This is a genomic window from Micromonospora sp. WMMA1923 (genome assembly GCF_049179195.1).
Lineage (GTDB): Bacteria > Actinomycetota > Actinomycetes > Mycobacteriales > Micromonosporaceae > Micromonospora > Micromonospora yangpuensis.
This window is the reverse complement of record NZ_JBMHLZ010000001.1, coordinates 6,411,807-6,435,843: the sequence shown is the minus strand read 5'-3', so window position 1 is coordinate 6,435,843 and position 24,037 is coordinate 6,411,807. Positions and strand designations below refer to the sequence as shown.

At 72.1% G+C, this 24,037-nt stretch carries 23 protein-coding genes; 10 read left to right on the top strand and 13 right to left on the bottom strand.

Translation table 11 applies throughout. The features are described 5' to 3' along the window. Positions 1-159, bottom strand: a complete 159-nt coding sequence (locus tag ACN28G_RS29340) for a hypothetical protein (protein ID WP_421480831.1) — start codon at positions 157-159, stop codon at positions 1-3. 219 nt (positions 160-378) lie between these two features. On the opposite strand from ACN28G_RS29340, the gene ACN28G_RS29335 reads away from it, so the two are divergent. From ACN28G_RS29335 to ACN28G_RS29315, 5 genes are read left to right on the top strand one after another with little or no spacing between them, the layout of a single operon-like run. Then, the gene (locus tag ACN28G_RS29335) at positions 379-714 is read left to right on the top strand and encodes a hypothetical protein (RefSeq protein WP_091433986.1); all 336 of its coding nucleotides are present in this window, start codon (positions 379-381) and stop codon (positions 712-714) included. Positions 715-733: 19 nt separating this feature from the next. Beyond that, positions 734-1,039, top strand: coding sequence for a pore-forming ESAT-6 family protein (locus tag ACN28G_RS29330; RefSeq protein ID WP_091433984.1), 306 nt, complete (start codon positions 734-736; stop codon positions 1,037-1,039). Between the two features lie 39 nt (positions 1,040-1,078). Beyond that, complete coding sequence (locus ACN28G_RS29325; RefSeq protein ID WP_421480830.1) at positions 1,079-1,438, top strand: DUF6507 family protein; 360 nt, start codon at positions 1,079-1,081, stop codon at positions 1,436-1,438. Next, positions 1,435-3,507 (top strand): hypothetical protein, encoded by a 2,073-nt coding sequence (locus ACN28G_RS29320; RefSeq protein ID WP_421480829.1) that lies wholly within the window; start codon positions 1,435-1,437, stop codon positions 3,505-3,507. Before ACN28G_RS29325 ends, ACN28G_RS29320 begins: the two co-directional genes overlap by 4 nt. A gap of 36 nt (positions 3,508-3,543) precedes the next feature. Next, complete coding sequence (locus tag ACN28G_RS29315) at positions 3,544-4,092, top strand: hypothetical protein (protein ID WP_421480828.1); 549 nt, start codon at positions 3,544-3,546, stop codon at positions 4,090-4,092. Between the two features lie 49 nt (positions 4,093-4,141). Here the strand turns inward: ACN28G_RS29315 and ACN28G_RS29310 are convergent, their stop codons facing one another. The 8 genes from ACN28G_RS29310 to ACN28G_RS29275 all read right to left on the bottom strand — a co-directional run bounded on the left by ACN28G_RS29310 (position 4,142) and on the right by ACN28G_RS29275 (position 13,305). After that, entirely contained in the window at positions 4,142-5,107 is a 966-nt protein-coding gene (locus ACN28G_RS29310) for a DUF6177 family protein (RefSeq protein WP_421480827.1), read from the bottom strand. Beyond that, on the bottom strand, positions 5,092-5,451 hold the full coding sequence (locus ACN28G_RS29305; RefSeq protein ID WP_421480826.1) for a hypothetical protein: 360 nt from the start codon (positions 5,449-5,451) through the stop codon (positions 5,092-5,094). The genes ACN28G_RS29310 and ACN28G_RS29305 overlap by 16 nt, the downstream gene beginning before the upstream one ends. Further along, positions 5,451-9,395 (bottom strand): type VII secretion protein EccCa, encoded by a 3,945-nt coding sequence (eccCa, locus tag ACN28G_RS29300; protein WP_421480825.1) that lies wholly within the window; start codon positions 9,393-9,395, stop codon positions 5,451-5,453. Before eccCa ends, ACN28G_RS29305 begins: the two co-directional genes overlap by 1 nt. 15 nt (positions 9,396-9,410) lie before the next feature. Then, positions 9,411-10,319, bottom strand: coding sequence for a hypothetical protein (locus ACN28G_RS29295; protein WP_421480824.1), 909 nt, complete (start codon positions 10,317-10,319; stop codon positions 9,411-9,413). A 13-nt stretch (positions 10,320-10,332) separates the two neighbouring features. Continuing rightward, positions 10,333-11,661 carry a type VII secretion integral membrane protein EccD gene (eccD, locus tag ACN28G_RS29290; protein ID WP_421480823.1) on the bottom strand — a complete coding sequence of 443 codons (1,329 nt, stop codon included), beginning with the start codon at positions 11,659-11,661 and terminating at the stop codon, positions 10,333-10,335. Next, positions 11,658-11,966 carry a hypothetical protein gene (locus ACN28G_RS29285; protein ID WP_421480822.1) on the bottom strand — a complete coding sequence of 103 codons (309 nt, stop codon included), beginning with the start codon at positions 11,964-11,966 and terminating at the stop codon, positions 11,658-11,660. Before ACN28G_RS29285 ends, eccD begins: the two co-directional genes overlap by 4 nt. A gap of 127 nt (positions 11,967-12,093) precedes the next feature. Continuing rightward, positions 12,094-12,969 carry an alpha/beta fold hydrolase gene (locus ACN28G_RS29280; RefSeq protein ID WP_421480821.1) on the bottom strand — a complete coding sequence of 292 codons (876 nt, stop codon included), beginning with the start codon at positions 12,967-12,969 and terminating at the stop codon, positions 12,094-12,096. A 30-nt stretch (positions 12,970-12,999) separates the two neighbouring features. Continuing rightward, on the bottom strand, positions 13,000-13,305 hold the full coding sequence (locus ACN28G_RS29275; RefSeq protein ID WP_421480820.1) for a hypothetical protein: 306 nt from the start codon (positions 13,303-13,305) through the stop codon (positions 13,000-13,002). A 372-nt stretch (positions 13,306-13,677) separates the two neighbouring features. On the opposite strand from ACN28G_RS29275, the gene ACN28G_RS29270 reads away from it, so the two are divergent. Next, positions 13,678-13,896 (top strand): helix-turn-helix transcriptional regulator, encoded by a 219-nt coding sequence (locus tag ACN28G_RS29270; protein WP_217628766.1) that lies wholly within the window; start codon positions 13,678-13,680, stop codon positions 13,894-13,896. 170 nt (positions 13,897-14,066) lie between these two features. On the opposite strand, the gene ACN28G_RS29265 is transcribed toward ACN28G_RS29270, so the two are convergent. From ACN28G_RS29265 to ACN28G_RS29255, 3 genes are all read right to left on the bottom strand, one after another. Beyond that, positions 14,067-14,513, bottom strand: coding sequence for a hypothetical protein (locus ACN28G_RS29265; protein WP_091433964.1), 447 nt, complete (start codon positions 14,511-14,513; stop codon positions 14,067-14,069). Positions 14,514-14,594: 81 nt separating this feature from the next. Further along, positions 14,595-15,500 carry a serine hydrolase gene (locus tag ACN28G_RS29260; RefSeq protein WP_091433962.1) on the bottom strand — a complete coding sequence of 302 codons (906 nt, stop codon included), beginning with the start codon at positions 15,498-15,500 and terminating at the stop codon, positions 14,595-14,597. Beyond that, positions 15,497-16,375, bottom strand: a complete 879-nt coding sequence (locus tag ACN28G_RS29255) for a LysR family transcriptional regulator (RefSeq protein WP_421480819.1) — start codon at positions 16,373-16,375, stop codon at positions 15,497-15,499. Before ACN28G_RS29255 ends, ACN28G_RS29260 begins: the two co-directional genes overlap by 4 nt. 82 nt (positions 16,376-16,457) lie before the next feature. Here ACN28G_RS29255 and bla point away from each other — a divergent pair, with 82 nt between their 5' ends. The 3 genes from bla (at position 16,458) to ACN28G_RS29240 (ending at position 18,923) form a co-directional block, all read left to right on the top strand. Then, entirely contained in the window at positions 16,458-17,384 is a 927-nt protein-coding gene (gene bla / locus ACN28G_RS29250; protein WP_421480818.1) for a class A beta-lactamase, read from the top strand. Between the two features lie 74 nt (positions 17,385-17,458). Continuing rightward, positions 17,459-17,875 (top strand): hypothetical protein, encoded by a 417-nt coding sequence (locus ACN28G_RS29245; RefSeq protein ID WP_091433957.1) that lies wholly within the window; start codon positions 17,459-17,461, stop codon positions 17,873-17,875. Positions 17,876-17,882: 7 nt separating this feature from the next. Continuing rightward, the gene (locus ACN28G_RS29240; protein WP_421480817.1) at positions 17,883-18,923 is read left to right on the top strand and encodes a polyprenyl synthetase family protein; all 1,041 of its coding nucleotides are present in this window, start codon (positions 17,883-17,885) and stop codon (positions 18,921-18,923) included. A gap of 63 nt (positions 18,924-18,986) precedes the next feature. Here the strand turns inward: ACN28G_RS29240 and ACN28G_RS29235 are convergent, their stop codons facing one another. Further along, positions 18,987-20,702, bottom strand: coding sequence for a cellulose binding domain-containing protein (locus ACN28G_RS29235; protein ID WP_421480816.1), 1,716 nt, complete (start codon positions 20,700-20,702; stop codon positions 18,987-18,989). 289 nt (positions 20,703-20,991) lie between these two features. Here ACN28G_RS29235 and ACN28G_RS29230 point away from each other — a divergent pair, with 289 nt between their 5' ends. Further along, the gene (locus ACN28G_RS29230; RefSeq protein WP_421480815.1) at positions 20,992-24,000 is read left to right on the top strand and encodes a family 16 glycoside hydrolase; all 3,009 of its coding nucleotides are present in this window, start codon (positions 20,992-20,994) and stop codon (positions 23,998-24,000) included. The last annotated feature ends 37 nt before the right edge of the window (positions 24,001-24,037 follow it).

The window sequence follows — 24,037 nt, the reverse complement described above, 5'->3', positions numbered from 1 at the left end:
TCAGATCAGCCAGCTCCTCCCCCAGAAACCGGACGCGCCGACCTCGGTGTTGCCGAGGCCACCGATGCTCACCGCGGCGAGCTCCTCGTCGATCGGCAGATCGAGGTCGACGATGTCGAGATCGGCGAACTCCGTCGCCGCCACGGCCATGTCCTCCATGACGCGCTCCCTCCGCAGCCCACCCACCGTGGGTGAATCTGCAATGGCTCAGCGTAGTGCACGGATGACGGGCATCGATGTCCTGCGGGTTACGGATCCGGGCGTCCCGCTGTGCCGGAAACCGACAGCGGCGACCCCCGGCCGGGGGCACCGCGGGCTGGCACGGCCGTCGTAGCATCGACTGGGAACGTTATTCATCCGGGCAGGTGGAGGTGCAGGATGAAGTTCGACATGGGGGCGCAGACACTCGGCAGCCTCACCAAGCAGACCCAGGGTTCCTCCGACGAGCTCGGCACCCTCATCAGGCAGCTGGTCGCCGCTGCCGAGCCGCTGCAGGGCAACTTCAACGGTGCCGGGCGGGCCGCGTTCGACTCGTTCAAGGCCAACGCCGACTCGATCACGGCCGCGCTCAACTCCGCGCTCGGCGCGATCCTGGGCGGCCAGGGCGGCATGGACTCGGCATTCGGCCAGGGTGACACCGAGATGGCCGACAACGCCTCCAGGGCGGCGGGCACCGCCAACTTCGACGCGGCCAGGTTCTCCGGCAGCCGCTGATCCGAGGGGAGCGACAGTCATGGGCACCGACCGACGCAGCTTCGACACGGGCACCTCGCAGCAGGTCCAGGGTGATCTCGCCGGCATCGTCGCGCGGCTGGAGGCGGTGATCTCGCAGCGCAGCGCCGATGTCGCGGCCGCCATGGCCGACTTCCAGGCCGACGGCGTGTCGGACGAGTACCGCACCGTCGAGGACCGGTGGAACCGGGCCGCCGGTGAGGTCCGCACGATCATCGACCTGGTCAAGACCACGATGGCGAAGAACGACGACACGGCGACCAGCACCCTCACCCGGGCCCGCTCGGCGGTGCAGTCCATCGGGTGACCCGGCTTTCCGATCAAGTGTCGACGAGGGAGCACGAGCGTGAGCGCCTGGGACATCTCCCCCGACGGAGTACGAGGGGTCCTGAATCGCACGCAGACCGCGGCCGCCCCGTTCGAGGGGCAGATGAAGAGCCTGAACTCGGCGTTGGAGGGATCCGCCGTCCAGTCCAGTTCGGAGATCGTGGGCAAGGCACTCCAGGGCTTCGTGACGTCGATCCGGCCGGATCTGGAGTTCGTGTTCACCCGCACGGGGGCGTGCGTGAACGCGGCGGCGCAGGCCACGAACGCCTACGTCCAGGGTGACCTGGACATGGCCGCCAACGCCCAACGCAGTGCCACGGCAGCACCGGACCCCTCGGCGGTGATGCCGGGGCCGGGCCGTAGGGCGGTGCCGGAATGATCAATCCTGCGGAGATTCCACAGATCCCCGGTGACCTGGACGTGCTGGCCACGCACGCCCAGACGATCCGGACCACGGGTGGGGACTTCGCCAGCACCGGCCAGGCGGTCGACAGCACCTGGCAGGGGTTGGCCGCGGTGTACGAGGCACCGGAGGCGGCCCAGCTGTTCGCCGCCACCGGCCCCGTACGCACGGTGTCGGCGTCGGTCGGTGAGGACATCCAGGCCGTCGGGACCGCGCTGAGCACGTACGCCACCGAGGTCAAACAGATCAAGGCCCAGCTCGCGGCGCTGAAACTCCAGGCCGAGCAGTTCGTCGCCTCGACCAATGAGGACGACGACTGGCGCGAGGACGAGAGCAAGGTCGACCGGCACAACGGCCTGATCTCCGCGGTCAACACACAGGTCGCCGCCTTCTTCGAGGCCCAGCGCACCTGCGCCAACACGATCAACGCACTGTACGGCGGCCGGCAGTACCGGGCCGACAACGCCGACGGCCGGGCCGACGACGGCGAGTACGGCTTCACCGCCGACACCCTCGACGCGGCGGCCGGTGAGGACGGCGCCCTGCCCTGGGGCAGCAACGAGGAGCACGACCGGGGCTTCTGGGGCGACGTCGGCGCGTACTTCGGCGGCATCGGCGAAAGCTTCGTCACCATGCTGGAGGACCTCGGTGGGCTGATCGGCCGGGACCCGGTCACCGGCGAGTGGAGCTGGGGCACCGCCGGCCAGTCCTGGCTGGGGCTGGGCAAGTTCGTCTGGGCGGTCGCCGTCTACACCAACCCGGTGACCGCGGTGATCGACCAGACCACCGGCATGCCCTTCATGGGGCGCCGCGAGGCGGGCAATCTCCTGCTCAACGCCGGCAAGAGCATCATCGCCTACGACACCTGGGGCGAGGACAAGTCCAAGGCCGCCGGTATGACTACCTTCAACATCGTCTCCGCGGTCGTCGGCACCAAGGGCGCCGGCTCCGGCCTGCGCGGGGCGGGTGCCGCCGTCAACGGCATCCGCGGCAGCGCCACCGCCGCCCGCATCGGCGCCGCGCTGGTCCGTACCGGCAACTGGCTCGACAACCTCCCCACCGTCGGCGACGTCGCCCTCAACGTCGCCGGGAAGTTCGACATCAAGATCCCGAATCTCGGGCTGGTCCCCGCCATCGCCGGCGACGTGCCGATCGGCCGGGGCTTCGAGGTCGAGATGCCCAACGGCCGACCCGGCCACCAGATGAACATGGACTCCGGCGACGGGAACGGCCCGCAGCTGCCACGTGACGACCCGCCCGTGAGCCGCCCGCCGACGCACACCGGCGTCGGTGACGGCCCCGTGGGCGACCGCACCCCGGTCGACAGCGACCTGGGCGACCGCGACCCGGTCGACAGCGACCCGCGCGACGACAACCCGGGTGACCCGCCGGAAGACGACAACCCGGGTGACCGGCCGGGCGACGACAACCCGAGCTACCGCGACCCGGACAGCACGCCGGGCGACGACACACCCGAGGCCTCGGCGCCCGGCGACGAGGCAGCCGACGGATCCGATGCGAACACCGCGGACACCGACTCGTCCGGGCCCCCGGAGTGGCTCCAGAACGTGCGGGAGGGCAACGAGTTCAACCACCGCCGGGAGCCCTTCTACACGGAACAGGGCGGCGCGAACGAGGTCCACGTCGAGCCCAAGAGCGACAAGGGCCAGTATCCGCGGGTCGACTCGTACGTGCCGGGCAGGGAGATCGTCTCGCGCAAGTTCACCCAGCTGGCCGAGATCAAGCCCGAGACGGCGATCGAGTACCTCCGCGAGTTCGACCGGAAGTACAAGGAAGGCACGATCATCGCCGATACGCCGACCAACCGCCGTGACCTCGGTGACGACCTGGTCGGCAAGGAGCTGGAAGGCGAGATGATCCTTGAGGTGCCGGTGCAGGACGCCGACATTCCCCCCGAGGTCCTCAAGGAGGCCGAGAATCTGGGCATCACCATCCGTGACGAGGAGGGTAACGTTTACGAGCTTCCGGACGATGAATACCGTGAGGGCGGCGACGACGTCCCGGGCGATCACGATGGTGAGTGAGCAGCGCCCGAGTAGCGCAACGGAAAGGAGTCGCCGATGAGCGAGCCCGGCGAGATCGAGTACTGCCACTCGTGGAACGTGCGCCGCAACCGGGTCGGGGTCGCTCTGAGCGAGGACGAGGCCCGTGGCCGCGATGCCGCGGGTGAACAGTTCATCGCCGCCCTTCGCCCCCGGGGGAGCCGCCAGCCGGTGCTGGTGACCGTCTCCGGGCAGACCGACACCATCTCGGTGACGTTCCGGGACCAGCACGGCCGCCAGAACCTGAAGTACTGGTTCGTCAAGGCCGACGACGACGAGCGCCTGTTCCTGCGTACGGTCATGTTGTGGGAATATCCCAACGACGACCCCAAGCTCCGCCAGAGCGAGGCGACGAAGGTCGAGGAGCTGTCGTTCCGCCCCGACGGGTACGTCCAGCGGATCGTCATGGACCACGTCGAACGGATGAAGGACACCTACGAGTACGACGACGTGCCCGTCGCGGACAACTGGGAACCCGTCCCGGAGTTCGGCGACTACTGGTCGATCGCCCGCCGCGAGCGGGGCGCCCGCCCGGTGAGCGAGCCGGCGGCCCAGCACACCCGGTAGCCACCGGCGGTCCGTCGCCGGCGGGCTGACGCGCCGGACGGCGGCCGGATCACCGAGGTTCGTCCAGGCCGTAGCCGCGCAGGACCGCGGTGAGGGTCTCGTACGGCGCACCCGGGCCGCGGTCCAGTCGGTACCACCACGCACGACGGGCACCCCGGCCCATGGCCCGGCCCGGGACAACCTCGGGTACGGAGTGCGGAGCGTTCCCCCGCTGGCCGACGAGAATGCCCCAGGGCAGCGCCGGCAGGCTGGGCCTGCTCGATCGGAGTCCGTTCGTCCGCCCCGGGTGCACGGCCACGATGACGCTGCGGGCGGTACCCGCCAGCGTCCCGGCGAGCGCCTCCACCGCCGCCTCACCTACCGCCGGCAGCGGGGGGCCGGCCAGCCGGAGCTGTTCCCGGACCCCGGTGTCGACCCGTTCGATCGTCAGCACCCCGAGCACCGCCGAGCCCCGCTCGCCGCCGACAATCGTCAGGCTGGTGGGCGCGGGTGCGCGCGTACGGCAGAACGAGGTGAGGTCGCGACGCGACCACCCTTCGCTGACCGGCTCGGCCACGCCCCACCCGGCCGGGGCGTCGCCGGTGAGGGCACGCACGGCGACCTCGGTGCTGGCGCCGAGTTCCAGTGCCTCGGTGGCCGGGTGCAGGGTGACGATCTGGATCTCCAGGCCGCCGGTCCACGGGTCGGCGGCCGGCGGCGGGCCGGTGGGCCGGGAGCCGTCGGCGGGCGAGAATCGGCGGCCGTCCCACCGCAGCGGCAGGCCGGTGAGCCCGTCGCGGTAGTGGTCACCGCCGCGTACCACCCACTGCCCCCGGGCCTGCGCCAGCATCATCTCGAGCGGATACGTGACGAAGCCGTCCGCCGGCGTGACGACCTGGAGCAACAGCCCGTCCCGGACCGCGTCGACCGCGGCTTCCGCGAGCCAGGGGGCGAGGCCGACCACCGGACGGTCCTGGTGCAGCACCACCGCCCGGTCGGTGATCGTGTCGGTCGGGCCGGTCAACGGCTCGCCCATGTCAGCCCTCCCGTGATCGCCACCAGCTCCGCGGTGAACCGGCGTCCCGTCTCGGCGGCCCGTGGGTCGCCGTCCGGGGCCCGGCACTCCACCCACCAGACCCGACCGTCGAAGGAGTCATCGAGGGCGACACCGAGCAGCCGCTCGGTCTCGCCCGGTACCCGTACCAGGCGGGTGGTCTCCACGGTCAGCAGCAGCCGCCCGTCGCCGGGGTCGAAGAGCTGCACCAGCCCGGCCGCCTCGACCGTGGCCAGCTTCAGGTCGGGCCCGGCGGCGAGCAGCGCGCCCAGCAGCGCGGCCGCGTCGGGCTCGGCCCGGCAGAGGGCGACCATGTCGTACGTCATCACTGCTGCCCGGTGTGGGCGGTCTGCACCATGCGCGGGGCTTCGCCGGGGCGGATGAGCTGCGCGCGGCCCACCGGCAGGACCGTCGGCCGTACCCCGGCGAACAGCTGCCCCTCGGTGCGGTCACCGGACATGAGCAGGCTCAGGCAGCCGGCCTCGCGGACACTGAGCGGGAAGGGTTCGAACAGGCCGCGCGAGGCGCCGGCCACCCGTCGGGCCATCACCACGTGCAGGCCGGTGTCCCGGCCGGCCGCCACGTACGGCACGAACGCGCCGAGGGGCTGGGTGGCGGAGGCGGCGAGGATGTCGTAGTCGTCGACGAGCAGCACAATGCGGGGGCGCGCCGGCTCGGACGGCTCCCGTTTGGCGAGCTCCTGACAGACCGCGGCGGACAACCGCTGGGCGAGCGTCGGGTTCGGGGCATATCCCCCACGGTAGGACTCCGGCACCACGTCGGCGAGGCCGCGGCGCGGATCGAAGACCGCGAACACCAGCTCGTCTTCGGTGTACTGCGCCATCAGCTCCTCGGCAACCAACCGCAGCAGGTTCGTCTTGCCGGTCCGGGGATCGCCGAGGACGAGCAGGTGCTGGTCGCGACCGAAGAGGTCGAGTACGGCGGGCGTGAAGTCGCTCTCGAACCGGCCGAACGGCACCACCCCGTGACCGGCCGGGATGTCGGCGAGATCGGCCACGGGCAGCACCGCGGGAAGCACCCGTACCGGTGGCGGCAGCGCGCCCGTCCACGACGCCCGGACCAGCTCGGCTGCCGCGACCAGGCCGGCGTTGCCGGGGTCCGGCAGCCCGTCGAGGCGCGGGAGGGCGACCTGCGCGTACAACTTGTCGCTGGTCAGGGCCCGGCCGGGTGGCTCGGGCGGAATCCCCCGGGCCAGCTTGCCGTCGATGCTCGACTCGGCCGGCTCGGTGAGCCGCAGCTCGACCCGGTTGGCGAAGGCGACCTGCTGGGCGGCGCGCACCTCGTTCCACCGTCGGGCGGTGGCGACCACGTGGACGCCGTAGCGGGAACCCCGGGCGAGCAGGTCGTGCACCGCGGGTTCGAGGCTCTCGAACTCGGCGTTGAGCTGGCCGTACCCGTCGATCAGCAGCACCACGTCGACGCCGCCGACCTCGGCCCGCACCCGGTCGTCGGCGGCCCGCAGGTCGTCGACCGTGTCGAACTGGTGCTGCCGGAAGACGCGCTGGCGCCGGACGAACATCGCGTGCACCTCGTCGACGGTGCGGCGGACCCGTTCCCGGTCGTCCCGGCTGGCGACGCCGCCGACGTGCGGCAGCCCGGCCAGGCCCGACAGCCCGTTGCCCAGCAGGTCGATGCCGTAGACGCCGACCTCCGTCGGGCGGTGGCTGGTGGCCAGACCGAGGGCGAGCGTGCGCAGCGTCGTCGTCTTGCCGGTGCCGGGCCCGCCGAGGACGAGCAGGTTGCCGCCCCGGCCGGCCAGGTCGACCAGCCAGGGCCCCTGGGCCTGGCGGGCCGGGTCGTCCTGCCGGCCCAGTGGTACGGGCAGCCCGGGACCGGCCGGGCGGGCGGCCCCCAGGCGGAGCCCCTGCGGGCTGTCGGAGATCCCACCGGCGGCCTGGTCGAGGGTGAGCGCGGGGGGCAGCGGCGGCAGCCAGATCGCCGGGACCCGTCGACCGCCCGCCGCCAGCTGATCGACCACTGTGGAGAGCAGGGTCGGGCCGGTGGTGCGCCTGGTCGGTTTCGGCACCTCGGAGGTGTCGGCGTCGGCGGGTACGGTGCCGGTCAGCGGCATCGGCTTGACCAGCGGACCGACGATCGGGGCGAGTTCGGCCTCGGTGCCCTCGCGCAGCGGGCCGGACACGTAGGCGGCCTTGAAGCGCTGGTAGATCGACGTGTCGACCTTCAGGTAGCCGTTACCGGGTAACGGCGGGAGGTGGAACGCGTCGGGCGTGTCGAGGACGGTGCGTGACTCCATCTCGCTCAACGTGCGCAGGCCGAGGCGGTAGGCCAGGTAGTTCTCCAGCCCGCGCATCTTGCCCTGCTCGATCCGCTGGCTCGACAGCAGCAGGTGCACCCCGATCGACCGGCCGATCCGGCCGATCCGCAGGAACAGGTCGATGAAGTCCGACCTGGCCGCCAGCAACTCGCCGAACTCGTCGATGAGCACCAGCAGGTGCGGTAGGGCAGGCAGGGTGGTCTGCTCGCCCTGCGCCGCCCGGCGCAGGTGGTACTCGGTGATGTCGGTGACCCGGCCGGCGTCGGCGAGCAGCTGCTGGCGACGCTGCACCTCGCCGTCCAGGCTGGTGTACATCCGGTCCACCAGCGCCGCGTCGGCGACCAGGTTGGTGATCAGCCCGCAGATGTGCGGCAGCTCGGTGAAGGGGGCGAAGGTCGCCCCGCCCTTGTAGTCGACGAGCACCATCGCCAACTGCTCCGGCGGGTGGCTCGCGGCCAGCGCCAGCACGAGCGTCCGCAGCAACTCGCTCTTGCCGGAGCCGGTCGCGCCCACGCACAGCCCGTGCGGGCCCATGCCGAGCTGGGCGGCCTCCTTGAGGTCGAGCAGCACCGGGCGGCCCGCGGTGTCGACCCCGATCGGGACCCGCAGGAAGTCGCGCTCGCTGCGCGGCCGCCACAGCGTGGCCAGGTCCAGGTGCGCGGGGTCGGTCAGGCCGAGCAGGTCCGGGAAGTCCGCCGGCGGGGTGCCGGTGCCGTCGTCGTAGGAGTCGGCGGAGAGCCGCAGCGGTGCGATCGCCCGGGCCAGCCCCTCGACCAGCGGCATCGGCACCTCGTCCACCGTGCCGTGCACGGTCACCGGCGGCGAGGCGGTGCGCTCCTCCAGGGTGAGCCGGCCGCCGTCGACGGTGATCCGTCGGGTGACCTCACCGGGTTCGTGCAGCCGGTCGGCGAGCAGGTGCACCACGGTGACGCCGAGGTGGCCCAGGTCGACGAGCGGATCGGGGCTCGGCAGGACCCCGGCGACCTCGCCGTACGCGTCGTCGACGACCAGCAGCCGGGGGCGCGTCCGCGCCCCGGTGCGCCCCGCGGAGTGGCGCAGCGCCTTGAGCGCGGCGTCGGCTCGTACCTCCAGCTCCGCGCCGAGCAGCTCGGCGAGCGTCTGCACGCTGGTGACCAGCAGCGGGGTCGGGCCGGACGGGCCGATCGAGGCGCGGTCGAGCAGGTGCGGCAGCCAGCGCGCCCAGCGCCAGGTCGGGGCCCGCTGCGCCGTGGTGACGATCGCGATCGTCACGTCGTCGGGGGCGTGGAACGCGGCGACCTGCACGAGGATCGCGCCGGCGAGGGCGACCGCCTCGTCGTGGTCGCGCGCGATCACGCTGACGTCGCCGGCACAGTCCAGGTCCACCCGCAACGGCAGGCCCGGGGTCCGCTCGAAACGGCGGATCAGCGACTGTGCCTCCTGCCGCATGAAGGGATCGGGCGGCTCGGTGGAGCTGCTCTCCTCACGCAACCGGACCGGTCGGACGGGCAGGGCACCCGAGCCCACCCGGACCCGGAGGAAGTCGACGTCGGTACGGCGGCGCTCCCACAACCGGGCCGGGCTGCGGATCACGTCGAGCAGCCGGATGACCGGGGGATCGAGCAGGTTCCCCTGCTCCTGCAGCCGCTGCTCGTCGGCCCGCAGCCGCTCGCGCAGCTCCTCCAGCCGGTCCTGGTACCGCTCGCGTCTGCCCCGGCGCTGGCGACCGGCCCGGCCGAGCTGGGTGAGGTACATGGCCGCGGCGGCGGCCAGCGCGACGACCATCACGACCGCGCCCAGGGCGGCGAAGCCGGAGCCGCGCAGGAACATCATCATGCTCATCGCCACCCCCGCGCCGGCCATCGGCAGCAGCGATTGCAGGCCCGAGGTGGACCTGCCGTCGGGCAGTTGCGGTGGCGGTTCCAGCAGGACCGGCTCCAGGGTGGACACCGGGCGCACCACCCGGGCCGGGCGGTGCACGATGCGCGTCGTCATCCCGCCGCTCTCCCGTCACATCCGCTTGGCACAGGCCAGGGCCAGCCCGGCGGCGCGGGTCGCCTCGACGAGCGTGCGTTCTGCGATCCGCGACGGGGTGATGAGCGCCCCACCGGCCAGGTGCCGGTCGTACGGCAGCGTCACCACGGGCACGCCGGTCTGCTCGATCAGCTCCCGGGCGGCACCGGCGCGCAGCGCGGCGCGGCCGTCGCGGCTGCCGGCGCTCAGCACGACCACCACCCGCGACAGCCACGAGGCGTACCCGGTGTCGACGATCCGACGCAGCGTGCGGTAGGTGGCGCGGACCCCATCCGGGGTCGCCGCGGCACAGAGCACCACCGCGTGCGCGTCGGCGGCGGCCGGCGCCGTACCGGGGGACTCCAGCGTCGACCGGCAGTCGGTGACCGCGATGGCGAAGAGCCGGGACAGCGCCCGCGTCACCTCGGTGCACAGGTTCGCGTCGGCGGCACCACCGGGCAACAACCACAACCCCGTTCCGGTACGCGGCAGGAGCGACCCGAACGTCCGCAGGTCACCGCCACGGGCCGCGAGCAGCTCCGGTGCCAGCCGGTCCAGCGTCGGTCGGCTCGGCGCACCCAGCCGCCAGGTGAGCGAGCCCTCGTACGGGTCGGCGTCGGCGGCGAGCACGGCGTCGGGCCGGCGCACCGCGAACACCGACGCGAGCAACGCAGCCACTGTCGACTTGCCCGCCCCGCCGTGCACCGAGGCCACCGCGATCCGCCGGCCGGTGTGCACCGGCGCCTGCACGGTGGTGGCCAGCTCGGCCAGCTCCCGGGTGGCCCGCGTGCCGGCGAACATCCGGCTGACGGTGTGCCACGCCCGCAGCAACGACGGGTCGCCGGCGGCGACCGTCCGCGCGATCGGCACGTCGTCCGGCCCGGCCGCGACCGACGTGGTGCTCATCCCACCGCCTCCGTCAGAACGATTCGAGAAGTCGCGAGTAGAGCCCGAACACCCCTACCGCGACGGGCACCAACGCCAGCACGGTCAGCGCCTCGACGCGGTCGGCGTACTGCCGGGCCCGGGCCCGCACGTGCGGCGCCGGCCGGTGGGCCAGGATCACCAGGGCCACCGCGCAGACGACCAGCGCACCGACCGCGGCGCCCCACCACGTGCCGGGCGAGGCCTGCACCCAGCGGGCCAGCAGGCCACCCAGGACCGCCAACGCACCGGCCACCAACGCCACCACCTCGACGGTCAGCGGGAACGCCCGCATCCGCAGCAGCAGCGCGGCAGCCACCAGAACCGCGAGCACCCACGTCCACCGGCCCGCGGCCGCCGCCAGGACGAGCCCGCCGAGCGTCGCCGACGCCGCCGTCGCCAGGGCCGCGACGGCCAGCCCCCGGTGCGCCGAGTCGACCGCGGCCCGCACCGCGACGCGACTCACCGGCTCGTCGTTGCTGCGCTGGTCGTCGAGGCGGGTGAGCCCCGACGTGATCATCGCGGCCCGTGGCAGCAACCCCAGCAGTCCCACGGACCCGACCGCCAGTACGGCGGCGACCCGTTCGGCGGGCACGCCGAGCAGCAGCGGCACGCTCCAGCCCGTGACCAGCACCAGCACGGTCCCGCCACCGAGAACCCCGGCCCGCCGGTTGCCCGTCACGGCACCCAGGGCGAGCACGGTACAGCCGAGGCCGGCCACCCAGGACGCCCACCGGACCGTGTGGTCGTCGGCCCAGCCCGGCACCGTGCTCAACACCATGGCGGCTCCGCTGACCAGCACCGCCACCGCGACGGACCGTCGGCCCCGCAGCCCGAGCAGGAGGCCGGCCAGCGCGACCGCGCCGCCGGCCAGGCCGGTCACCGGTGTCCCGAGTCGCGGCGCCACGAGCACCGCCGCCACCGTGGCGGCGACCAGGCAGGTGAGGGTGGCGGTCCACGCCCGGGCGGTGTCGTCCCACGTGCCGCCCCGGCGGGCGAGGTCGTCGCCGACCTCGTCGGAGACGTCGTACACGGTCGCCGCCGGCGGCGCCGCGGCGATCGGGTCGACCCGGAGCAGCGCGCCGTCGAGCACGTCGGCCGCCCGCAGACTGCCGGCCGGATCGAGCACCCGGCCGTCGAGGGTGCTGATCTGGTAGCCCCGCGAGTCGTCCGCCGCCGGGTGCCCCACCATCGGCACGATCTCCGGCAGCAACAGCCCGACCGGCTCGTCCGCGGGCAGGACCAGGTCGACCCCCCGGCGCGGCCCGACCAGGGTCACCCGGCTGAGCTGCCCGGCCGCCGTCGGTGCCGGCTGCCGGGTCATCGTGGCCCCGCCAGCTGGACCGGCACCACGGCACCCGCCGGCTTAGCCGGCACCACGGCACTCGCCGGCTGGACCGGCACCGCGGCACGCGCCCGCTGCTGGTCGGCGACGACCCCGCGGAGGAAGGACCAGCCCACACAACCGGCGCAGGCCACCGCCGCCAACACGAGCCCGATCCGTAGCCACCTGAGCCCGTCGCCGGTGGCGCGAATCCGCCGTTGCCCGCCCCAGAGCAGCAGCTCCCGCATCCGCGCACGACGAACCGCGACCGACTCGACGAGCTGCGTGTCGTACTCACGGACCACGATCGGATTCTACCTACGACGGTCACTGCCGGCGGCCCGCCGGACGCCGGCGACGGCCGTCGTCGGCACCCCCGCCGGTCGCCCTGGCCAGCCGCGGTCCGCCGACGGCCGCGCCGGCCGTCGGCGGTCAGTCGGTGGCCAGCACCTCGCGCAGCCTCGCGGCGAACTCCTCGGGCTTGCCCGCGTAACCGAACCGGCCGTCGAGGAAGCCGCCATGGTGGCTCGGGAACACCGTGGCCCGCTGGCCGAGTAGGTCCGCGAGGCCGGCGGCCGTCCGCGCGGTGTACGTCCCGGCCGACTCCTCGCCGACGGCAACCACGATCCGGGTCGGTGCCGCGGTCAGTCGGCCCGTATCCGGGTGGTAGTCGGTGATCGCCTGCGAGCTCTTCGACAGCAGCGGGTCGTCGCGGGTGCCGTCGTCCTCGGCCGACATCCCGAACATCGCCGGGTCGGGCGTGGGTTGGGCGAAGTAGTCCTCGGTGAACTCGCCCTGCCAGGATGTCATCGCGACGAACGCGGCCATCCCCGCGCCGGTGCCGTTCGCCTGGTACGCGTCGAAGCAAGCGGCCTGGGCGCGTTCGGCGCCGGCGCCATCGGGCAGCACGGCGTTGATCGGCGGCTCGTGCGCGACCAGCGTGCCGACGTCACCGGGGTAGGCCGCGACCAGTTCGAGCCCGGTCACCGCGCCGCCGCTGCTGGCGAAGACGTCGACCGGACCGGCGTCGAGCGCCCCGATCAACAGGTGGAGATCGGCCGCCTGCTGCTGTGGGGTGTGGTCGGACCGGCCGTCCGTGCGGATGCTGCGACCCAGGCCGCGCGGGTCGTAGGTGACCACCGTGCGGTCGGTGAAGTGGGCCGCGAGCGCCTCGAAGCCCTCCGCCGTCATCGGCTGGCCGATCATCAGCAGGACGGGCCGGCCATCCGCCGGCGGCAGCGGCCCGCGCACGTCATAGACCAGGTCGACGCCGGGAACGGCCAGCGTACGGGTCTGCGTCGTCGTCATGGTGGTGAGACTAGGAGCAGGCTGTGACATTCACCGGGGCACTCCCCGCAGCCCTACCCGGCGGGTGATCTCCCGGTCAACCGGCTGGGACCGCTGGGCGGGGGTGGACCGGCCGGGCATCGCCATGCGCCGGATGCCCTCGACCCTGACGAATATCTCCCGCCGCCTCGTGGCGTCGCCCGCGCTGTCCAACTCGTAACCGTCCAGCCACACCCAACCGCAGTAGGTCTGAAGGTCCAGCACGCGGATGAGCCGGAAGAAGATCGGCACGCCGAACTGCACGCTGCAGGCCCGGGTGATGTGCAGGATGTCGCCGGCCCTGAGGTCGAGTTTCACGAGCCGGACCGACGCCAGGCGGTGATCCGGGCTCGGGCCACCACGACGTTCGGGCACCGAACGTCGGGGCGGCAAGCCGGACACCGGTGGTGCCGGTGGTAGTCGAGTACGTACCAGGCCAGGCGGATCAGCCGTGGCAGCCGTCGACAGCTCATGGCCTCGGATCCGGTCGCTGTGTCTGCCGCATTCGGGGTTACCTTTCCGGGTCTGACCTCGGGTTCTGTGCGGCACCCTGACCCGCCGAGCCCCGCTCCACCGGGCCGGGGGTACCGCGTCACCAATCACACACCGTCAGCTACCCCCCTGTCAATGTGGGGACCCCCGATCGAGGATCTACACGCGGGGAGATGAACCTGTTCTTACGTTCAGACCATGGGCAAGGGACCGGGTGAACTGATGGGGCCGTGGGAGATCTGCCAACGACTCGGCGTCTCCCGCTCGCGGTTCCAGCAGATCGCCTTGCGCCCCTCGTTCCCCAGGCCCTACCAGGAGCTGAAAGCCACCAAGGTCTGGCTGGCCGTCGAGGTAGAGGCGTGGATCGCCGAGCACCGCCAGCCCCGGCCGCCGGCAGACGAGGACGACCAGGGCTGACGGGGGATCCTGGAGCGCGACACGGAGCGGCCCCGGGAGCTACGTACGCCCCCAGGGTCACTCGGGACCTCCGGCAAACCGATCAGGCTAGGTGCCCAGCACTTCCCCCGCTGCGCACCATGCGCCACCTGCCCGAGGGGTGACCGGCGCGGACCAGGCCAGCCGTGCGGTCAGCGCAGCGCCCGCAGGGCGACGGCGGTGACCACGCCGTAGGCCAGGTGCGGCACGAGGTCGGTGGCCCAGTCGGTCGCCGACCAGGAGCGTGGATCGGTGACCCGCAGCGCGGTCAGCGGCCCGTTCGAGGCGATCATGGCCAGCCCGGTCAGCGCCAGCGCCGACACGGCGGTGGGCAGCCGGCGGCCGCCGGCCGCGACGTACCCGCCGGCGGCGGCGACCGAGGTCACGTACCCGAGCAACGGGCCGAGCCCGGCCCTCCGGTTCCCGCCCGTCTGCCGGTCACCGAGATCGACGTGGGCCAGGTCGGCGAGGCGGGCGACGCTGTCCTCCGCGGCGCTGCTGGCCGGCCGGGCCCGTACCGCCATGTCCAGGTAGGTGACGGCGTTCAACGCGGAGGCACCGGCCGCGCCGGCGATCAGGGCTCTGCTGGTCGGTCTCACCCTCGCCGGCTACCCGTCCTCGCGCCGATGACACCCGGCCGACCGCGGCCGTCTGCCGGTCCGGCCCTCCAGGCACCGGCCTCAGCGGGCCCGGAGGTGGTCGTGCAGGGCGCGGGCGACCTGCCCCATCGTCGCCTCGGCCGCCGGTTGGGCCGAGGCCGGCACGGTGGAGGCGGTGAACGCGGCGACCGCGAACACCCCGCCGTCGTCGTGCTCGACCACGCCGACCTCGTGCCGCAGGTTGAGCAGCGTGCCGGTCTTCGCCGACCACCTCGCGGCGTCCGAGACGAAGTCGGGCGTCAGGCGGTGGCGGACGACGTTGTCAGCCATCAACGACCGGGTACGCGCGGCCACGCCCGGCGCGATCCGCGACGGGACCCAGAGGGCTTCGAGCAGGTCGACGAAGGCGCGGGCGGTGCCGGTGTTGGCCCGGCTCACGTCCAGCTGCGGCACGGCGTGCCCGCCCCGCGAGGTCTGTGCGCCGATCGCCACCGAGTGCGCGAGGTGCACCTCCGCCGGTTCGAACCGTTCGGTGGGCGTCTCGACGAGGTCACGCAGCAGGTGCCGGACGGCGATGCCGGCGATCCCCGCGTCGCGCAGGGCCCGGTTGACCTCGGCCGGCGGAACCAGGGCGAAGAGCGCGTCGGCTGCGGTGTTGTCGCTGACCGCGGTACTGAGGTAGAGCAGGTCGTCCACGGCGATCCGCACCGGGTGCCGGAACTTGGTGAGCCCCATCGGGCCGGCCGTCGCGACCCGGCCCGGTTCGACGTCGATCATCGTGGCTCCGTCGATACGCCCGTCCTCGACCCGGTTCAGCACGGCCACCGCCAGCGGCACCTTGACCAGGGACGCGACCGGGTACACCAGGTCGGCCTCGATGCCGATCTCCGCACCGTCCGCCAGGTTCCGGACCAGGAACGAGCCGGACAGCCCCGCGTCGGCCAGTTGTCGGCGCAGGGTCGCCACGAACCGGTCGGCGGAGGTCATCGGGCGGCCCCGGAGGCGGCCAGGCAACGGCCCACCTGCTCGTGGAGCCCACCCCGGAGCCGGTCGGCGTCGACCTCGGTCACCGCGGCGACCCCGTAGCCACGGGCGACCGGGTCGCCGGCCACCGAACGCCAGCGCAGCCCCAGCTCGTCCGCCTGAGCGGCCGGGCAGAGCAGCAGGTTGGTCGTCCGGATGACGTCGGAGACCGCAGCGGTGAGGGTCGCGGCGACCGCGATCTGGGCGGGTGCGAGCGCGGCCCGATGGCCGATCTGGACCAACCGGTCCCGGACGTGCGCGACGTCGTCCTCGGGTTGGATCCAGATCCGGCGTGACGACTGCCGCCCCCGGCCCGGCCTGAGCGTCCCGATGTGCAGCGGGCGCCGGTCGTCGTCGTGGGCCGAGGCCACCCCGAGCGGCGTCACCCAGGTCGCCTCGTCCGGCACCACGGCGACCAGAGCCGCCCGGGCCCGCCCGGACCTGAGCAGCTCGGCGCGGGCCGACGGCCCGGCCGGTAGGAAGTCGAGGATCGCGCCCTGAGCACGGGCGGCCGCGTCCAGCAGGGCCAACTGCCGGACGGGACAGGTTTCCGGCAGCGCCACGGCCAGTGGCCGCAGCTTCGCCCGCTCGACGTCGTCGTCCAACGCGTCGGCCAGTTCGACAAGCCGTTTCGCCGGTGGCAGCAGGTCCCGCCCGAACGTGGTCAGGACGGCCCGCCGGGCGGCCCGGTCGAACAACCGTTCACCGAAGCGTCGCTCCAGGGCGGCGATCCGCCGGCTCGCCACCGGCTGCGGCACCCGGGCGGCTGCGGCACCGAGGGTGAAGCTGCCTCGTTCACCGACGTGTACGAACACCCGACAGGCTCCGATCAGGTCCATGACCTGCAACTATGCCAGAACAGCATGGAAAACGTCATTGGCGTCTTTGACGGCATGTGTCCGGAGCAGCAAGCTCGAACGCATGACTACTGCTTTCCGACGTACCAGGGTGTCGGCGTTGTCGTCGGTCCTCGTCGCCGTTCTGTTGAGCGGTTGCGGCACGGGCCCCGTCGCCTCCTCGCCGGTCCCGACGAATGCGATCTCCGGGTCGACGGTCGAGGTGTCAACCTCCGAGAACCGGCACTTCAGTGAGCTCGAGCGACAGTTCGGCGCCCGACTGGGCGTCTACGCGATCGACACCGGAACCGGCCGGACCGTCACCCACCGCGCCGACGAGCGGTTCGCGCACGCCTCGACGTTCAAGGCCCTGCTGGCCGGGGTGCTGCTGCGCCGCCTCTCCGACGCCGACCTGCGTCGCGACATCCGGTACACCGAGGCCGACCTGCTGGAATGGGCGCCGATCACCTCGAAGCACGTGGCCACCGGCATGTCGATCGAGGATCTCATCGCCGCCAACGTGCAGTACAGCGACAACACCGCGGCCAACCTGCTGCTCGAAGAGATCGGCGGTCCGAAGGGTCTGCAACGGGAGCTGCGGAAGATCGGCGACCGGACCACGAACACCAACCGGAACGAACCGACGCTGAACGAAGCCACGCCGGGCGACCCCCGGGACACCAGCACGCCCCGCGCCCTCGCCACCGACCTGCGCGCGTTCGCTCTCGGCGACGTGCTGCCCGCGCCGAGGCGACAGAAGCTGATCGACCTGCTGATCGGCAACACCACGGGCGACCCGTACATCCGGGCCGGGATCCCCGCCGGGTGGCAGGTCGGCGACAAGACCGGCAGCGGCGGGTACGGCACCCGCAACGACATCGCGGTGGTCTGGCCCCCCACCGGCGCGCCGCTGATCATCGCCGTCCTCTCCGACCGGGGAGTGCCGGACGCGCCCTCGGCGGACACGCTGATCGCCGAGGCGACCGAGGCGGTCGTCGCCACCCTGCGCTGAGCCGACCGACCACTCCGAGTCACCATGGCGACACATCCCTACCCGGGGTGTGTCGCCCCACCAACACTTCAGCCATGGAGAAGAACCGACCTGAGCAGGGCAACGAGCGTTTCGAGAAGGTAGCCGAGGAGGCTTCCGAGACCGTGACCCACGCGGCATCCGTGCTGGAGGAGGAGCTCGCGGCGGGCATCGCCAGCGCGCGCCGTCTGGAGGAGAAACTGAGCGCCGACCGCAGGGTGGACCCCGAGGCGTTCGACGAGCTGGTCACCCGGGTACGGGCCGACGGGCACGCGCTGATCGACACCGTCGTCGGGCAACTGAAGATGGCCGACGACCGGCGCGGTGAGGTCGTCCGCCGGTACACCTCGGACGCGCACGAGGTGCTCGACGGCGTACTCAACCTCGCGCGACTGGTTCCCGACCTGGCCAACGGGCTGGTCGACCGGGTCCCGCCGCCGGGTCCGCAGCGGTCCGCGCCGTCGGACACGTAGGCCTGCGGTGCCGCCCACCGGTGCGGGCCAGGACCACGTCACCCGGACGCTGGCGCACTACCGCACCCTGACCATCGACACGCTCCTGGCCGACGTGCCCACGGGCGGACCCCGCTACCTCTACGACCTGGTGGCCGAGTACCCGCGCCGGTGGGGCAAGGGGCTGCGCGCCGCGCTCTGCCTGGCGGCCTGCCGGGCCTTCGGCGGTACGCCGGCGGTGGGGCTCAACGCCGCGGTGACCGTGGAACTGTTCCACAACGCGTTCCTCATCCACGACGACATCCAGGACCAGAGTGAGCAGCGGCGCGGGGCACGGACCCTGCACGGCGAGTACGGCGTCGGCGTCGCCCTCAACGTCGGCAACATGACGAATCTGCTCGCGCTGCAACGGCTGGCCGCCAACCGGCAGGCCCTGGGCTCGCAGGTCTCCTGGCGGCTGTTCGAGGAGACCCAGCTCATGCTGCGGCACTCGGTGGAGGGGCAGGCGATCGAGGTCGGCTGGATCCGGGACAACGTGTGTGACCTCGACGCGGACGACTACTACCGGATGTGCCTGAAGAAGACCTCCTGGTACACCTGCATCTACCCGTGTCGTACCGGGATCCTCGTCGCCACCGGGCGGCCCGACGCGGTCGACGTGCTCGACCGGTACGGCTGGTATCTCGGTGCCGCGTTCCAGATCCAGGACGACGCGCTCAACCTCGTCGGGGACTACGCCCGGTACGGCAAGGAGATCGCGGGTGATCTGTGGGAGGGCAAGCGCACGTTGATTCTGATCGACTTCCTGCGGCGCTGTACCGGCCAGGAGCGCGAACGGCTGGTCAGCTTCCTGGGCCGGACCCGGGCCGAGCGGACGGCGTCGGAGGTGCGCTGGTTGCACCGGAGACTGCTCGCCTACCACTGTGTGGAGTCCGCCCGGTGCAGCGCCCGCGAACTGGCCGCCGCCGCCCGGGCCGAGGGAGAGCGGGCCCTCGGCCCGGCCGCCGACACCGAGGACGGCCGGTTCCTGCTCGACCTGACCGACTACGTCGTCGAGCGCAGCCGCTGACCGGACCGGCGGACGGGTACGGACCTACCGGTCGTACCCGTCCGCGGTCGGCGTGGACCCGGCTCAGGGGGTGAGCACGACCGTGGAGATGCTGCGGGCGCCCACGTTGACGCTCACCTGGCCGCCGTTGACGCTCACCGGTTGGCTGGCCGCGTTGGCGTTCACCGAGGTCAGGTAGTGCTCGGCCCGGCTGATGTTCTGCGGCACCTGGATGACCGCGTTGTTGACCGCGCTCGTCGACCGGTTGAGGATCACCAGGGTGGTCTTCCCGCCGCCGGTGTAGGCGGTCACCTCCAGCGGCGAGGCCTTGGAGCTCTTCGACAGGGCGACCCGCTGGTAGCCGGGGCGGACGTACTTGCTGTACTGCGAGAACGCGTACCCGCGCTTGAGCGGTGCGCCGGCGGTGGTGCCGAAGGCCGCCTCACCGTCGCCGATGAAGGAGTAGTAGCGCTTGCCGTACCACCAGATGTAGGCGGTCCAGTTGGCCTCCATCGACCGGTGCACGGTACGCATGATGTCGTCGAGCGTCTCGTTCCAGACCGTCTGGTTGGCCGGGTTGCCCCAGATGTTGGAGCCGTTGCCGTCGGCGGCGTGCAGGTTCCACTCGGTCATCCAGACCGGCTTGTTGTGCTGGTCGGCCAGCGGGTACGAGCGCAGCCGGCCGGCCCCCTCGGTGCCGTACAGGTGGCCACCGATGTAGCCGATGTTGTTGCGCGCGGTGGTGTCGTTGAGGGTCGGGTCGGTGTAGCCGTAGTTCAGGTTCACCGCCTCGGCGACCATCAGTTTGGTGTTCTGCACCTTCGCGCCCTGGTCGCGTACCCAGTTGCGCAGCTCGGTGCCGCTCCAGTCCATCGAGTCGTAGTCCGGGTGCCAGTCCGGCTCGTTCTGCACCGAGGTGACGTCGATCGGCACGCCCTGGTTGCGCATGTACTGGACGTAGCTGTTCAGGTGGTTGGCGTAGTCGTCGTAGTAGTCGGTCTTGAGCTTGCCGCCGTTGACCCGACTGTTGTTGGTCTTGAACGACGCCGGCGCCGTCCACGGCGAGGCGAGGATCTTCACCCCCGACCCGGCCGACTTCGCCGTCTTCAGCGAGTTGACGTGGGTCGCCCACTCACCGGAGACCGGTGAGATGCCGGTCCGCACGATGGAGAGCCCGAGCTGGTTGGCACCGAGCCCGACCAGGGTCTGGGTCTCCGCCGTGGACCAGGCGCTGCCCCAGATCGAATGCGCGGCCCCGAACCCGTCGACCGTCTGGTACCGGGTGCCGGTGTTGACCGTGATGTCCGCCGGCCCGGTCGGCGGGTTGGTGGGCGGCGTGGTGGGGGGCGTCGTGGGTGGCGTGGTGGGTGCGGTGCCGCCGGTGCAGGTGACCCCGTTGAGGGCGAAGCTGGTCGGGGCCGGGTTGCTGCCCGACCACGAGCCGTTGAAGCCGAACGAGGCGGTGCCGTTGGTGGCGATCGCACCGTTGTAGCTGACGTTGCGGGCGGTGACCGTGGCACCGCTCTGGCTCAGGGTGGTGTTCCACGCCTCGGCGACCCGCTGGCCGGCGCTGTAGTCCCAGGTGAGCGTCCAGCCGCTGACCGGGTCACCGAGGTTGGTGATGGTGACGTCGGCACCGAAGCCGCCCTGCCACTGCGACGACACGGCGTACCGTACCGAGCAGCCGGCGGCGGCCGCACCGGCCGGCAGGGCCACCGCGACCCCGGCCGAGGCCAGGAGCGTGGCACCGACCGCCACCCCGGCGGTCCTGACCTTGAGTCTTCTCTTGACGCTTCTCATCGCTGCTGTGGCCCTCCGGAAATGGTGGTGGCACGCCTGTCGCCAGGCGCGACGACGGTAACCGGGAGCGCTCCCACGGCACGACGAAGGCGGACCATTCGCGAGTGCGGCGAGGTGCAGAAGCTTCCTGATCGACGCGAATGTATTCCTTGTCTCGATAACTGTCAATGCCTTGGCCCGCTGCCGGCAAACGACTTCTGCTCAGACATGTAAAAGTTTCCATTCTTTGGTCTAAAGTGATGACCCAAGCGATCGATCTTGCGCGGACTCCACCACCACAGGAGGAACCATGACCGGACCGAGCCGGCGGCGCTGGCAGCGCCGACCCGCGCTCGTGGCCGCAGGCACCGCGATGGCGACCCTGCTCGCCACCGCCCTCGCCGCACCCGCCACCGCCGCCCCCACCACCACCGCCGACGTCCCGCCCCAGGAGCCCGGGGTCACCCTGCGCTCGTACGACATGGGCACCGCGCTCTCGGCACTCTGCACCCTCAAACCCGCGCAGACGCCGAACGTCGACAAGCTCATGCCGCAGATCAACTGGACGAGCACCGACGAGTTCGGGCTCACCGACCGGTTCATCAGCCACGTCACCGGCAACCTCACCACGCCCGTCGAGGGCAGCTACACGTTCCGGCTGACCAGCGACGACGGCTCCCGGCTGACCATCGGCGACCAGCTCGTCGTCGACCACGACGGGCGGCACGGCGAGACCGCCAAGGAGGGCACGGTCACCCTCGCCGCCGGCCTGCACCCGCTGCGCGTCGAGTTCTTCGACAACACCGGCGGCCAGGTGCTGCGGCTGGAATGGCGTCGGCCCGGTGCCGCCAACTTCGAGCTGGTGCCGACCTCCGCGTTGAGCACCGACGCCGGCGTCGTCCGGGTCACCGCGCCGGGCTGGAAGTACTGCGAGGGGGCCACCGACTCGGCCGGCGACGGTCTGCCACTGGACCGGGTGCACCCCGGCTACACCCTGACGGAGCTGCGTCCCGACGGCTTCGAACCACAGGTCACCGGGATGGCGTTCCGCCCCGACGGCGCCCTGGTCCTCTCCACCTGGGGCAGCGCCGAGAACCCGACCGGCGAGATCTACGTCGCCGAGGGCGTCACCGGCCAGACCGACCCCGGCAAGGTGACCTACCGCCGGTTCGCCGACGGGCTGCGCGAGCCCCAGGGCGTCGCGGTGGTCGACGGCACCGTCTACGTCAGCCAGAAGCACGAGCTGACCGCCCTGCGCGACACCGACGGCGACGGGGTGGCCGACGACCGGCGTACCGTCGCCACCTGGCCCTGGGGCGGCAACTTCCACGAGTTCGCGTTCGGCCTGCTCTACCGGGACGGGTTCTTCCACCTCAACCTGTCGGTGGCGATCAACCAGGGTGGGGCCACCACGGTGCCGCAGCCGGCACCGAACCGGGGCACCTCGATCAAGGTCAACGCCCGGACCGGCAAGATCTCGTACGTCGCCGGCGGGCTGCGTACCCCCAACGGGATCGGCTGGGGCCCGCGCGGCGAGGTCTTCGTCACCGACAACCAGGGCGGCTGGCTGCCCGCGTCCAAACTGGTGCAGATCCAGCAGGGGGCGTTCTACAACCACTACACCACGCCGGCCGGCCCGTTCGACGACAAGCCGGTGACCCGGCCCGTGGTGTGGCTCCCGCAGAACGAGATCGCCAACTCGCCCTCCACTCCGGTGCTGTTGGAGCAGGGCCCGTACGCGGGGCAACTGGTCGTCGGCGACGTGACCTACGGCGGTCTGCAACGGGTCTTCCTGGACGAGGTCGAGGGGCAGTACCAGGGCGCGGTGTTCCGGCACACCCAGGGCCTGGAGGCCGGCGTCAACGAGGTGACCCTCGGCCCCGACGGCGCGCTCTACCTGGGGGGCCTGGGGGCCGGCGGCAACTGGGGGCAGGAGGGCAAACTCCGGTACGGCCTGCAGAAGCTGACCCCCAACGGCACCTCGGTCTTCGAGGTCAAGCAGATGCGGGCCACGGCCGGCGGGTTCGACCTGGAGTACACCAGGCCGCTGAGTCCGGAGACCGCGCAGCGGCTCGCCGAGGCGTACCAGGTGACGCAGTGGCGCTACGGCGCGACCAGCCAGTACGGCGGTCCCAAGCTCGACCAGGAGACGTTGCGGGTGACCAAGGCGGTGCTGGCGGCCAACGGTCGCACCGTCCGGCTGAAGATCGCCGGCCTGAAGGAGAACCGGGTGGTGCACGTACGCTCCCCGCGCCCGTTCTCCGCCACCGACGGCGCGGAACTCTGGAACACCGAGGCTTGGTACACGCTCAACGAGATCCCCGGCCGGGTGGTGCAGCCGCAGACCTTCTTCGAGGCCGAGGAGGGCCGTACCGTCGGGGTCGGGATGGCCACCGACCACCCGGCCTACTCCGGTGCCGGCTTCGCCGCCGGATTCGCCAACGACGGCTCGTCCACCCGGATCTCCGTCGACGTGACCGAGGCCGGCAACTACGACCTGGCGATGCGCTACAGCAACGGCCCGAACCCCTACTCCGGCGTCAAACAGCTGAGCCTGTACGTCAACGGCAAGCGCGTCGAGCAGACCGTCTTCCCCTCCACGGTGACCTGGCAGGAGTGGGGCACCGTCACCACCAAGGCCCGGCTCAGGCGGGGACACAACGTGGTGGAGTACCGCAAGGAGGCCGCCGACTCCGGGCACGTCAACCTCGACGTGCTCGCCGTCCGGCCACGCGGTGAGCGGATCACCCTCTTCGACGGCGGTGACCTCACCGAGTGGCAGCACACCGACGGACGCGAACCGGAGTGGACGGTCGCCGGTAACGCCATGACGGTCCGCAACGGTGACCTGCGGACGGTGCAGGCCTTCGGCGACTTCCGCCTGCACGTGGAGTTCAAGCTGCCGCTCTACCCACCGGAGGTGACCGGCCAGGCCCGCGCCAACAGCGGGGTGTACCTGCAGGACCGGTACGAGATCCAGGTGCTCGACTCGTTCGGCATCGCCGTGCCGAAGACCAACGACGCCGCCGCCATCTACACCCAGAAGGCGCCGGACGTGAACGCGGCCCGGCCGCCGGAGACCTGGCAGACGTACGTCATCGAGTACCGGCAGGCCCGCTACGACGCGGCCGGCGCCAAGGTCGCCAACCCCCGGGTCACGGTGACCTGGAACGGCGTGCTGGTCCACGACGACGTGGAGATCCTCGGCCCGACCGGTGGCAGCCGGCCCGAGGGCCCCGCCACGGGTGCGATCCGGCTCCAGGACCACGGCGACCCGGTCCAGTACCGCAACATCTGGATCAAGCCGCTCGACAACTGACCGCACCACGCCGGGGGCGGCCGGACCGGTGACCCGG